Annotated in this window: 9 protein-coding genes; 2 read left to right on the top strand and 7 right to left on the bottom strand. The window is 65.8% G+C overall.

Annotated elements, in window-relative coordinates; genetic code table 11:
- Positions 1-48: 48 nt before the first annotated feature.
- From ACQR2C_RS16265 to sdhC, 5 genes are all read right to left on the bottom strand, one after another.
- Positions 49-2199 (bottom strand): ATP-binding protein, encoded by a 2151-nt coding sequence (locus ACQR2C_RS16265; protein ID WP_434881610.1) that lies wholly within the window; start codon positions 2197-2199, stop codon positions 49-51.
- Positions 2200-2315: 116 nt separating this feature from the next.
- Positions 2316-3098, bottom strand: a complete 783-nt coding sequence (locus ACQR2C_RS16260; RefSeq protein ID WP_315800851.1) for a succinate dehydrogenase iron-sulfur subunit — start codon at positions 3096-3098, stop codon at positions 2316-2318.
- 48 nt (positions 3099-3146) lie between these two features.
- Positions 3147-4985 (bottom strand): succinate dehydrogenase flavoprotein subunit, encoded by a 1839-nt coding sequence (gene sdhA, locus ACQR2C_RS16255; protein WP_315800852.1) that lies wholly within the window; start codon positions 4983-4985, stop codon positions 3147-3149.
- A 3-nt stretch (positions 4986-4988) separates the two neighbouring features.
- Complete coding sequence (gene sdhD, locus ACQR2C_RS16250; RefSeq protein ID WP_315800930.1) at positions 4989-5363, bottom strand: succinate dehydrogenase, hydrophobic membrane anchor protein; 375 nt, start codon at positions 5361-5363, stop codon at positions 4989-4991.
- A 20-nt stretch (positions 5364-5383) separates the two neighbouring features.
- Positions 5384-5782, bottom strand: coding sequence for a succinate dehydrogenase, cytochrome b556 subunit (sdhC, locus tag ACQR2C_RS16245; RefSeq protein WP_315800853.1), 399 nt, complete (start codon positions 5780-5782; stop codon positions 5384-5386).
- Between the two features lie 555 nt (positions 5783-6337).
- On the opposite strand from sdhC, the gene ACQR2C_RS16240 reads away from it, so the two are divergent.
- Complete coding sequence (locus ACQR2C_RS16240; protein WP_315800854.1) at positions 6338-6595, top strand: hypothetical protein; 258 nt, start codon at positions 6338-6340, stop codon at positions 6593-6595.
- Positions 6596-6602: 7 nt separating this feature from the next.
- Here ACQR2C_RS16240 and ACQR2C_RS16235 read toward each other — a convergent pair whose 3' ends face one another.
- Entirely contained in the window at positions 6603-8129 is a 1527-nt protein-coding gene (locus tag ACQR2C_RS16235) for a malonate--CoA ligase (RefSeq protein ID WP_434881609.1), read from the bottom strand.
- 179 nt (positions 8130-8308) lie between these two features.
- Here ACQR2C_RS16235 and ACQR2C_RS16230 point away from each other — a divergent pair, with 179 nt between their 5' ends.
- Positions 8309-9067, top strand: a complete 759-nt coding sequence (locus ACQR2C_RS16230) for an SDR family oxidoreductase (protein ID WP_315800856.1) — start codon at positions 8309-8311, stop codon at positions 9065-9067.
- 1141 nt (positions 9068-10208) lie between these two features.
- On the opposite strand, the gene bamA is transcribed toward ACQR2C_RS16230, so the two are convergent.
- The gene (gene bamA / locus ACQR2C_RS16225) at positions 10209-12713 is read right to left on the bottom strand and encodes an outer membrane protein assembly factor BamA (protein WP_316183048.1); all 2505 of its coding nucleotides are present in this window, start codon (positions 12711-12713) and stop codon (positions 10209-10211) included.
- Positions 12714-12906 lie beyond the last annotated feature (193 nt).

The following is a 12906-nucleotide window of genomic DNA, read 5'->3' as shown; positions in this document are numbered from 1 at the left end:
AGGCAAGTAGAAGGTTCCCGTCCGGGTTCCCGCGCAGGCCCAGTGGTTTCAGGGCACCTGCGTGTTGGGCGCCATGGGCGGAGCGCGGTACACCGGCACGGGGACGACCTGATGCAGCACGCGCGACAATTCCTCGATCGAATAGGGCTTGCGCAATAGCTCGAAGCCATGCGTGCCCTGCTGCGCCAGCACATGGCTGTAGCCGCTCGCGAGCACGACCGGCACGTTGAGCTCGAGCCGCCTGATTTCCTCGGCTAGCTCCAGCCCGGTCATGCCGGGCATCACGACATCGGTGAAGACGACGTCGAATCGGCTGGTGCCGCCGATCAGCTCCTCCAGCGCGTCCCGGGCGTTGTCGACCAGCGTGGTCCGATAGCCGAGCTCGGCCAGCGCTTCGGTCGCCGACCTGCCGACGTCGATGTTGTCCTCGACCACCAGCACCGACATGCCTCGACCGCCGATCGGCTCGGCATGGCTGCCGTCCTCGCCGCGCTGTACCTGGGCTGGAGCGACGCGCGGCAGATAGAGCGTGAACGTCGCGCCGCGGCCCTTCTCGCTCGTGACCCCGATTTCGCCGCCGGACTGCTTGGCGAAGCCGAACACCTGCGAGAGGCCGAGGCCGGTGCCCTGGCCGATGGTCTTGGTCGTGAAGAACGGCTCGAAGATGCGTCCGAAATGCTCCGACGGGATGCCGACGCCGGTGTCCTGGACGTTGATGGCGACATAGCCCAGCGGCGGACGGTCATGCGGCGCCGCCGGAGTCGGCAGCGCCGCTGCGGGGGCGACGGTGATGCTGAGACGTCCCTGGCCGGCCATTGCGTCGCGGGCATTGACGGCCAGGTTGATCAGCGCCGTCTCGAACTGGCCAGCGTCGGAATTGACGTAGCACGGCTCGTCGGGAACGGAGATCACGACCTCGACGCGTGACCCGACCAGGGTCTTGGTCATGTCGCGCAGGGCGACGACGCTGCGGCCGATGTCGAAGACCTCGGGCTTCAGCGTCTGGCGCCGGGCGAACGCGAGGAGCTGCGCCGTGAGCTTCGATGCGCGCGCCACCGTATCCGAGATCGCGTCGATATAGCGCTGCCGCCGTTCGTCAGCCAGATCCGGCCGGCGCAACAGGTCGGCCGAGGCCCGGATCACGGTCAGCAGATTGTTGAAGTCGTGCGCGACGCCGCCGGTCAGTTGTCCCAGCGCCTCCATGCGCTGGCCGTGCTTGAGCGCATCCTCGGCCTCGAGGCGGCGGGCGGCCTCGACATGCAGGCGCTCGGTCCGCCGCTGGGCAAGGGTCAGGAAGACGACGAGCAGCGCGGTGGCCGGGATGCCGAAGATGAGGTGCCGGCCGATCGTGCCGAGCCAGCGGTTGCGGATGGTCGACGTCGCCAGCCCCGCCGAGACGTAGACCGGATAGCCGCCGAGCCGCTGATACCCGACGAGACGCTCGACGCCATCGACCGGCGATATCTCGGTGACGAGCTGCTCCGCATCTGCGGCCCCGGCGGGAATGTCGCTGGGCCCTGCAGCCGCGCCTCTCCCGCCGCCCGGGAAGCGCGCCAGGATGAGACCATCGAAGCGGCGCAGCGCGAAGTAGCTGCCGGGTGCCCGGCCGATCCGGGCATAGAAGTGCTCGAAATAATCCGGAAGCACCGAGGCCTGGATGATGCCGGTGAAGCTGCCGTCGTCGCTCTGGCGGCGGCGGCTGATGGTGAAGAACGGCGCGCCCTGATAGGGCGGCCGCGGCGTCAACCGCGCGCCGATGAAGGTGCCGATGCTGTCCTTGACGTGGGCGCTGAAGTAGTCGCGGTCGAGGAACGTCATGTCCGGCGCCGGATAGATCATGCTGTTGACCAGCGGCCGGCCGTTGGCGTCGAACACCCAGGCGGACTTCATCTGCGGCAGCGCGTCCGACAATTGTCGCAACCGGGCGTGCAGCGCCTGCTCGCGCGCCTTGATGTCGGCATCCGACAGGTCGCGGACGACCTCGTCGATCTCCGAGAGGCTGCGCTCGATGGTCTCGAACACCTTCAGCGCGTGCTCGTGGACGATTTCGAGCGAGCGGCTGATCTCGCGATCGGCCTCCTCATATGTCGTGCCGTGGGAGACGTAGGCCGCGATCACGAACAGAGCGACAGGAAGCGCAAGTGACGCGACCATCATCCAGCGCAGCATCGTCAGCGATTTGCGTTGTGCGGTCTGCACGGTCGCTCCGGCCTCAAAGGGCCACGAGCTTAACGCAATCGACGGCGGCTACAAACTCGCTGCGCCCGGAACTTGTGCCGGTTCCGGGCGCATGATCGGTAAAGCTGTCCGCCCGGCTAGATCTGCCGCTCGACCAGCTTGAACTTGAGTTCCGCGATCGCCTCGGCGGGGTTCAGCCCCTTCGGGCAGGCCTTGGCGCAGTTCATGATGGTGTGGCAGCGGTACAGCCGGAACGGGTCCTCGAGATTGTCGAGCCGCTCGCCGGTGGCTTCGTCGCGGCTGTCCTTGACCCAGCGCGTCGCCTGCAGCAGCGCGGCGGGTCCGAGATAACGCTCGCTGTTCCACCAGTAGCTCGGGCACGAGGTCGAGCAGCAGGCGCACAGGATGCACTCGTAAAGGCCGTCGAGCTTCTCGCGATCCTCGTGGCTCTGCCGCCATTCCTTCTGCGGCGTCGGCGAGGTCGTCTTCAGCCAGGGCTCGATCGAGGCGTATTGCGCGTAGAAATTGGTGAGGTCGGGCACCAGGTCCTTCACGACGGGCTGATGCGGCAGCGGATTGATCTTGACCGCGCCGTCCTTCACGTCGTGCATCGAGCGGGTGCAGGCCAGGGTGTTCTGGCCGTCGATGTTCATCGCGCAGGAGCCGCACACGCCCTCGCGGCAGGAGCGGCGGAAGGTCAGCGACGGATCGATGTGGTTCTTGATCCAGATGAGGCCGTCGAGCACCATCGGGCCGCAATCGTTGACGTCGACGTAGTAGGTGTCGACGCTCGGATTCTTGCCGTCGTCCGGATTCCAGCGATAGACCTTGAACTCGCGAACCTCGGTGGCACCGGCCGGCTTGGGCCAGGTCTTGCCACCGGTGATCTGAGAATTCTTTGGAAGTGCGAACTCAGCCATTTCGGAAGGCCTTCTTGGGTTTGACGGTCGGGCTCAGGTCACACGCGATCAGTACACGCGCGCCTTCGGCGGAATGTACTGCACGTCGTTGGTCATGGTGTAGTTGTGCACCGGGCGGTAATCGATCGTCGTCTTGCCGTCCTTGCTGTCGATCCACGCCAGCGTGTGCTTCATCCAGTTCGTGTCGTCGCGATCCGGAAAATCCTCGCGCGCATGGGCGCCGCGGCTCTCGGTGCGATTGACGGCCGAGTCCATCGTCACGACCGCCTGCGCGATCAGATTGTCGAACTCGAGCGTCTCGATCAGGTCGGAATTCCACACCAGCGAGCGGTCGGACACCGCGATGTCACCGATGCCGCCATACACCTTGTGGATCAGGTTATGGCCTTCCTGCAGCACCTCGCCGGTGCGGAACACGGCGCAGTTGGTCTGCATCACGTTCTGCATGCTCTCGCGCAGCTTCGCGGTCGGCGTGCCGCCGGAGGCATGGCGATAATGGTCGAGCCGGCCGAGCGCCTTGTCGGCGGAGTCCTTCGGCAGGTCCGGCTGCTTGCCGTTCGGCGTCAGCTTCTCCGCCAGTCGCAGCGCCGCCGCGCGGCCGAACACCACGAGGTCGATCAGGGAGTTCGAGCCGAGCCGGTTGGCGCCGTGCACGGAGACGCAGGCGGCCTCGCCCACCGCCATCAGGCCGGGGACGATCGCGTTGTCGTCGCCGTCCTTCTTGGTCAGCACCTCGGCGTGATAGTTGGTCGGGATGCCGCCCATGTTGTAGTGCACCGTCGGCACGATCGGGATCGGCTCGCGGGTGACGTCGACATTGGCGAAGATCTTGGCCGATTCGGAGATGCCGGGCAGACGCTCGGCCAGCACTTTCGGATCGAGATGGTCGAGATGCAGGAAGATGTGGTCCTTCTTCCGGCCGACGCCGCGGCCTTCGCGGATCTCGATGGTCATCGCGCGGGAGACGACGTCGCGCGAGGCGAGGTCCTTGGCGGATGGCGCGTAGCGCTCCATGAAGCGTTCGCCCTCGGCGTTGACGAGATAGCCGCCTTCGCCGCGCGCGCCTTCGGTGACCAGACAGCCGGAGCCGTAGATGCCGGTCGGGTGGAACTGCACGAACTCCATGTCCTGCAGCGGCAGGCCGGCGCGCAGCGCCATGCCGCCACCGTCACCGGTGCAGGTGTGCGCCGAGGTGCAGGAGGCAAAGGCGCGTCCATAGCCGCCCGTCGCCAGGATCGTCGTCTGTGCGCGGAAGCGGTGCAGCGTGCCGTCGTCGAGCTTCAGCGCGATGACGCCACGGCAGACGCCCTGGTCGTCCATGATCAGGTCGATGGCGAAGAACTCGATGAAGAACTCCGCGGCGTGCCGCAGCGACTGGCCGTACATCGTGTGGAGCATCGCGTGGCCGGTGCGGTCGGCGGCGGCGCAGGTGCGCTGCGCCTGGCCCTTGCCGTAGTCCAGGGTCATGCCGCCGAACGGCCGCTGGTAGATCTTGCCGTCCTCGGTGCGCGAGAACGGCACGCCCCAATGCTCGAGCTCATAGACGGCCTCGGGCGCGTTGCGCACCATGTATTCGATCGCGTCCTGGTCGCCGAGCCAATCCGACCCCTTGACGGTGTCGTACATGTGCCAGCGCCAGTCGTCCTGGTGCATGTTGCCGAGCGAGGCCGAGATGCCGCCCTGCGCCGCCACGGTGTGCGAGCGGGTCGGAAACACCTTGGTGATGCAGGCGGTGCGCAGGCCCGCCTCGCTGCAGCCGACGACGGCGCGCAGGCCCGCGCCACCGGCACCGACCACGACGACGTCGTAGGTGTGGTCCTCGATCGGATAGGCTTTTCCGTTCGTCGCGGGCGCGCCGTTCGCGCTGCCATTTGCTCCGCCGGCCATGGGCTAGACTCCAGTGGACAGTTTGATGAGGGCGTAGATCGAGGCGAGCGCCACGGTCACCGCGAAGAAGTTGTTGGCCATGATCGCAACGAGCTTGAGCGGCTCGCTGTGGACGTAGTCCTCGATCACGACCTGCATGCCGATCTTCATGTGCCAGCAGCTCGCGATCACGAACAGCAGCATGATCACGGCGATCGGAATCGAGCCCAGGATCTGGACCGCGCCGGCCTGGTTGCGGCCGAGCAGCATGATCACGACCACGACGACCGGCACGATCAGCAGGGTCATGGCGACGGCGGTGATGCGCTGGCGCCAGAAGTCGCCGGTGCCGGAATGCGCTGCGCCGAGGTTGCGGACGCGGCCGAGCGGGGTCCGCATCGATTTCGCGCGTGCGTTGCTCATCGGCCGCCTCCCACCGCGTAAGCCACGATCCACACCAGGACGGTCAAGGTGATGCCGCCGATCAGGGCACCCCAGGTCAGCGCCTCGCGCTCATTGGGCTTGAAGCCGTAGCCGAGGTCCCAGACGAAGTGGCGGATGCCGGACAGCAGGTGGTGCAGCAGCGCCCAGGTGTAGCCGAACACGATCAGGCGGCCGAGGAAGCTGCCCATGAAGCCCTGGACGTAGGAGTAGGCGCTGGGACCAGACGCGGCGGCGATCAACCACCAGGCCAGCAGCAGCGTCCCGAAATATAGTGCAACCCCGGTGGCGCGATGGACGATCGAGAGGATCATCGTCAGCGTCCAGCGGTAGGTTTGCAGATGCGGCGAAAGCGGTCGTTCGATCCTGGCTGTCATTGGTTGCTTTGATGATTTCTTGTGGGCCGTGAACGCGGGGGGCTTGCGGCCGTGTGGATCGGCAAGGCGGCCTTTATTTACGGAGAAGGAACAGGCGTTGCAACGAACAAATCGCTCAAAATAGAACGCGGATTCAGTACTAGGCGGCCCGAAGGAAAAGGATCAATCGCCGCCGTGGTATACCAGAAACCGGTCGCGACTGGATGCAGCGAACCACTATTCATTGCTACCTCCTCTCCCCGGCCGTTGCCAACGTGGCGGAACAGCTGAATAGCGCCGATCGCCGAGCACTGATTCACCGCTTAACGATGGTCCTGAGCGAGCGGTTTCGCGACAACAGCCAGCGCCATCTGATGATTCTGCAAACCTGCCCGGAGCGATACGCGGAGCAACAACCTGTCTCGGCGCCGGCCCGCGCGGCAGCAAAAGCGCCTCGATCTCCCGCGTTCCTCGCCGCGCACATGGCCCTCCGCCGGTCGATTTTGCCGCATGTCGCCACCCGGCGAAGCAGCCTAGTCTCAACGAGGTGCAACAGACGCGGTGCAGGGAGCCTCGATGCCGCTGCCGACGGTGCGACCGACAGCCACTGAACGCCCGGCGGAACTGCCGGCGCGCAAGGTGTCGTCGCACGAGCCCGTCGAGGAGCCCCTGACCTGCGTGCTCGGCTTCGCCGCCGCCGGCCTGTTCGCCGCCTGTCTCGCGCTGGCCATCCAGCATGAGATTGCCTCGCTCGCCGTGCTCGAATTCGTGCTGATCTGCGCCGCGCCGCCGCTGGCCGCGCTCGCCGGCCTCGCGATCGGACGACGGCGCTAGGCCGCCGTCACTTCGTATAGATGTCCTTGTACTGATCACGCAGCACGTTCTTCTGCACCTTGCTCATCGCATTGCGCGGCAGCTCGTCGACCACGAACACGCGCTTGGGCATCTTGAATTTCGCCAGTCGACCGTCGAGGTTCTTCAATATGCCCGCCTCGGTGACGTCGGCGCCGGGATGGCGCACCACGACGGCAGTGACGCCTTCACCGAAATCGGGATGCGGCACGCCGATGACGGCGGATTCCACCACGCCCGGCATCGCGTCGATCTCGCTCTCGATCTCCTTCGGATAGACGTTGAAACCGCCGGAGATCACGAGGTCCTTGCCGCGGCCGACGATGTGGACGTAGCCCTGGGTGTCGATCTTGCCGAGGTCGCCGGTGATGAAGAAACCATCGTCGCGGAATTCCGACCTGGTCTTCTCCGGCATCCGCCAATAGCCCTTGAAGACGTTCGGGCCCTTGACCTCGATCATGCCGATGTCATCGCGGGCGAGCTCCTTGCCCGTCTCGGGATCGGTGACACGCACGGACACGCCGGGCAGCGGGAAGCCGACCGCGCCGGGCACGCGCTCGCCCTCATACGGGTTCGACGTGTTCATGTTGGTCTCGGTCATGCCGTAGCGCTCGAGCACGGCATGGCCGGTGCGCGCGAACCATTCGCGATGCGTATCGGCCAGCAGCGGCGCCGAGCCGGAGATGAAGAGTCGCATGTGGCTGGTCGTCTCCTTCGACAGCCGCGGGTTCTGCAACAGCCGCGTGTAGAAGGTCGGCACGCCCATCAGCACGGTGGCGCGCGCCATCAGATTGATGATCAGGTCGGGATCGAGCTTGGGCAGGAAGATCATCGAGGCCCGCGCGAACAGCGTCACGTTGCTGGCCACGAACAGGCCGTGGGTGTGATAGATCGGCAGCGCGTGGATCAGCACGTCGTCCTTGGTGAAGCGCCAGTAGTCGATCAGGGTCAGCGAGTTCGAGGCGAGATTGTCGTGAGACAGCATCGCGCCCTTCGAGCGGCCGGTCGTGCCCGACGTATAGAGGATCGCCGCCAGATCATCGGCACCGCGCGGCACGGTGGTGAACGCGGTCTCCGCCTTGTCGGCGGCCTCGGTCAGCGAGCCCCTGCCGGAGGCATCCAGTGTCTCCACCTTGGCGCCGACCTTGGCCGCGAGCGCACCGATGCCCTCGGCCTTGGCAGGATCGCAGACCACCACGGTCGGCTCGGCGTCGCCGATGAAATAGTCGAGCTCGTTGAGCGTGTAGGCGGTGTTGAGCGGCAGATAGACGCCGCCGGCGCGGACCGTGGCGAGATAGAGCACCAGGCCGGACACCGACTTCTCGGTCTGCGCCGCCACGCGATCTCCGGGCTTGACGCCACGGGCCACCAGCACGTTCGCCATCTGGCCCGCACGCGCGATCAGATCGCCGTAGGTGATGCGCCGGCCGTCATGGGTCTCGATCGCGAGACGGCTGGGATCGTCGAGACCGTCGAACAGGCGGGAGAACAGATTGGCGTTGGCGGCTTGGTTCATGCGACATTCCCCTGGAGCGGTGGCCCGCCGGCAGTGCCAGCCTGCGGAACATGATGCTCGACGAAGACGAAAAGGGCTGGGACGGCGGATGGCACCGGCGATGTCGCCAGGGTTGCCGTCTCTGATCGAGGCTGCCTTAGCAAAAACGCCCTTTCAAAGGCAACGGGAGACGCCAAGATATGACCAAAGGGAAACGGATCGCGTGGATCACGGGCGGCGGCACCGGAATCGGCGAGGCCGGCGCGCTGGCGCTGGCGTCCGATGGCTGGACGGTCGTGGTGTCGGGCCGTCGCAAGGCGGCGCTCGACTCCGTGGTGGCGCGAGTCGCGGCGAGCGGCGGCACAGCCGAGGCTGTCGTGCTCGACGTCGCCAAGGCGGCGGACGTGCAGGCCGCCGCCGATGCCATCCTGATGCGGCACGGCCGCATCGATCTCCTCGTGAACTCCGCCGGCGTGAACGTACCGAGGCGGCGCTGGGACGACATGACGCTCGACGGCTGGAACCAGCTCGTCGAGATCAATCTCAACGGCGTGCTGTATTGCATGAAGGCAGTGCTGCCGGCGATGCGCGCGCAAGCGGACGGCACCATCATCAACGTCTCGTCCTGGGCCGGGCGCCACGTCTCGAAGATGCCGGGGCCGGCCTACACCTCGACCAAGCACGCGGTGCTGGCGCTGACGCACTCCTTCAACATGGAAGAATGTGTGAATGGCTTGCGCGCGTGCTGCCTGATGCCGGGCGAAGTCGCGACGCCGATCCTGGAGCAGCGCCCTGTGGTGCCGAGCGCGGAGGAGCAGGCGCGGATGCTGCAGCCGGAGGATCTCGGCCGCACCATTGCTTTCGTCGCGAACATGCCGCCGCGCGTGTGCATCAACGAGATCCTCATCAGCCCGACTTGGAATCGGGGATTCATCCAGACGCCGGGGAACAGGGATTGAGAGGGGGTGCATCTCAAACACGCCGAACGCTCGCACAACGATAGAGGACCTCGGGCCTGGTCTCACGGGATAACCACTGTCGGGCGGGCCTATCACGCGCGACCCCACCGGTGTCGTCCCCGCGAACGCGGGGACCCATACCGCGTGATGTCTGAAACAGGCAGGCGGCCAGTATCGAGCACGACAATTTAGCCCTGTGGTTATGGGTCCCGGATCTGCGCGCTTCGCGCTTGTCCGGGACGACAGTGGAGGTTGGCGCATCGAGCGCCGCCTCCGAAAAGCAGATTGAAATCGTGCGGTCTCATCCTCGCGACTCGATCCGCCCGAGCTATGCTGAATTCGTCGCCCCCGATAACAGAGGGCGCAGGGAAGGCCGGGCGCTGGCCGCGCCCGTGGCCCGCCTGCGAAAGAAAATGCAGGCGGCAGGTACCACAGGTCTGGCCGAACACACCCGGCCCTCCCTGCGCAACGGTTTTAACGGCTGCTTCGCGTTCTCCCTGGTGCGCCGGCTTGCTGGCCACCATCACGAGCGCGACACGCCAGGGCATCGCCACCCGCTTGATATCAGCGTCGGGATATCAGGACCGCGCGACTTGACCGTGCGTGCATCGCCGTTCGTCCGCGCAGACGGATCCACGCTGCAGCCACACACGCCCATCGCATCCCACTGCCAACGTCTCGTGACGGTCGCGACACGCCCCTCATGCGGCAGCAGGGACGCGCGGAAATGTGCAGGTGATTTGCCCGACGGCGCAAGGCCGAATATCGCGACAAACTAACACGACGGGCAGTTTGCGCATGGGAGGGATGCGAGCGACGTCAGGCGATCTCGCATGAGCGATCATGTAGCCGAAGACTGTGCCGCCCGGACGGTCGGCTTCCCTCCCCCTTGCGGGGAGGGGTTGGGGGTGGGGGTCCGCGGGCGATGACGTCAGCGGCGTAAATGCGGTCCGAGTAGCGAAGCGACGGACCATCGCTGATGTCCGTTGTGAGCCTCGACTCTCATGAACAGCGGGATTTGTGGACCCCCACCCCCGAACCCTCCCCGCAAGGGGGAGGGGAGCGCACCGTCGTTGCGACAAGGGCGGCGTCACCGACGGAAAGCGACGTCATAACTGCCCAGAGTTCGTCACGCCCGCCCTCAGAACGACGTGCCGCCGCCGAACCGGAATTCCTGGGTGACGTCGTATTTGCCCTTGGACAGCGGCACCGCGTAGTCGAAGCGGAGCGGGCCGAACGGGGAGGCCCAGATCAGGCCGACGCCGACGGAGGAGCGCACGACCTTGCTGTCGTCATACAGCATGCCGCATTTGCAGGCGGCCGAGTTGACCTCGCCGGTGGCGGCCCAGGAGGTCGGGCCCTGATAGCCCCACAGCGAGCCGGCGTCGGCATAGACGGCGCCCTTGAGGCCGACTTCCTTGGGCAGGAACCAGAACGGCATCTGCAGCTCGGCGGAGGCGCCCCAATATTTGGTGCCGCCGAGCGAATCGCCGGTGGCGCCGAGGCTGCGATAGGTGATGTCGCGCGGCCCGATGCCGTTGGACGCGAAGCCGCGCACCAGCGTCGGGCCCATCTGGTAGTGGTCGAGCATGCGCAGGTCCTTGTCGCCGATCTTGTTCAGCATGCCGCCCTGCAGATGGATGACGCTGACGATATCGGCGACCAGCGGGGTGTAATATTTCGCGTCCACCGCCGACTTCAGATAGCTGACATTGCCGCCGACGCCGGCGAAATCCTGCCGCCAGTCGATCAGCAGGCCGTCGGTCGGGTTCTTGGTGTTGTCGAGCGTGTTGTAGGTAAGAGTGTAGCCGAGCGCCGAGGTCAGCGCGGCGCCGTCATTCAGCTCCTTGCGCACCGCCAGGCTGGATTCGCCGTCGCCGTAGCAGCCATAGCCATAGACGCCGGAGCTGGTCGCGTTGGTCGGATCGACGCCGCCGAGCACGCTCTGGATATAGGCCGGGGTCGGATTGAAGGCGAGCAGGCCGTTGGCGTTGTTGTTGTTGCAGTTCGCCAGATAGGACGGCAGCGTGATCTCCTGCCGGTACAGCGAGTAGCGCAGCTGCAGCGACAGGTCCTCGCGCAGCTGGAAGCCGAGCCGCGGGCTGAAGCCGATCGTGCGCGTGCCGTAGCTCGTATAGCTGTTGGCGAGCTGCTGACGATAGGAGACGTCCAGCCCGAGCGCCACGCGGTAGTCCAGCAGATAGGGCTCGACAAAGGACAGCGACACGCCGCGGGTATATTGTCCGTAGGTGACCGCCGCCTTGGCGTACAGGCCGCGGCCGAGGAAATTGCGCTCGGAGATCGAGACCTCGGCCAGGGCGCCGTCGGTGGTGGAATAGCCGCCCGAGATCGAGAAATCGCCGGTCGACTTTTCCTCCAGATTGACCACGAGGATGACGCGATCGCTCGACGAGCCCGGCTCTGCGGTGATCTTCACGTCCTTGAAGAAATCCAGGTTCTTCAGCCGGCGCTCGGCACGGTCGACCAGCGCGCGGTTGTAGGCGTCGCCCTCGGACAGATCGAACTCGCGCCGGATCACGTAGTCGCGGGTGCGGGTGTTGCCGCGGATGGTGATGCGCTCGATATAGGTGCGCGGGCCCTCGTCGACCTGGAACACGATCGCCACCGTATGGGCTTCCAGATTGCGGTCGCCGCGCGGACGCACGACGGCAAAGGCGAAGCCGCGGCGCGACGCCTCGATCTGCATCTCCTCGACCGACTTCTCGAGCTGCTCGACGTTGTAGAGCGCGCCGACATTGACGCGCGAATAGCCGCGCAGCGTGTTGGCGTCGAGCGCCGCGACGCTCGACTGGAACTGCACCGAGCTGACGCGGTATTGCTGGCCTTCCTCGATCTGGAACGTGACCAGGAAGCCCTTCTGCCCAGGGTCGTATTCGCTGAGCGCCGCGACGACCTGGACGTCGGCATAGCCGTTCTTCAGATAGAACCGGCGAATCAGGTCTCGATCGGCCTCGACGCGATCGGGGTCGTAGACGTCGTTGTTGCCGAGAAAGCTGAGCCAGTTCGATTCGTGGGTCTTGATCACGTCGCGCAGGCGCGCGGCGGAATAGGCGTTGTTGCCGACGAAGCTGATCGACTTCACGCCGGTCTTGACGCCCTCTTCGATGGTGAAGACGAGATCGACGCGGTTGTTGGGCTGCTCGATGATCTCGGGCGTGACGCGGACGTCGTAGCGGCCGGAGCGGCGATAGATCTCGGCGATGCGCTGCGCGTCGGACTGCACCATCGGACGGGACAGCGTGCCGCGCGGCTTCGACTGCACTTCCGCCGTGAGCTGCTCGTCCTTGACCTTCTTGTTGCCCTCGAAGGCGACGCGGCCGATCACGGGATTCTCGACAACGCGCACGATCAGCCGGCCGCCCTGCCGGTCGATCTTCACGTCGGCGAACAGGCCGGTCTCGACCAGCGCCTTGAGACCGTCGTCGACCTGGCCGGCATCCAGCGTCCCGGACGGGCCGGGCTTGAAGTAGGAGCGGATGGTGTCGGATTCGACGCGCCGGTTGCCCTCGACGGTAATCAAAGTAGCAACCGCGGCCGGCGCTGCCATGGCGATGCGGGGCGGCGCGGTCATTGGCAGGGCCAGCATGATCAGGGCAAACACGCCCGGCAGTCTCAGACGCATCATCGACGCTCTTTCGAAAGTCAGAGTCCTCGGCGCGCACGCATTCGCCGGCACGCCACGGGAATCGCTGATGCCCGCCAATCATGGTCGCGATGCGCCGATCTCGTTTCGCGAAATGTCTGATGATTCTGGATGTGGCTGATTATGTCCGGCCAGACAAGATTCTCGGCCCGGCGGGTCGACAAAGCGTGCGACA

It is taken from the genome of Bradyrhizobium sp. HKCCYLRH3061, from assembly GCF_051168015.1.
GTDB lineage: Bacteria > Pseudomonadota > Alphaproteobacteria > Rhizobiales > Xanthobacteraceae > Bradyrhizobium.
The sequence above is the reverse complement of the archived record's forward strand: the minus strand, read 5'-3'. Positions and strand labels throughout refer to the sequence as shown.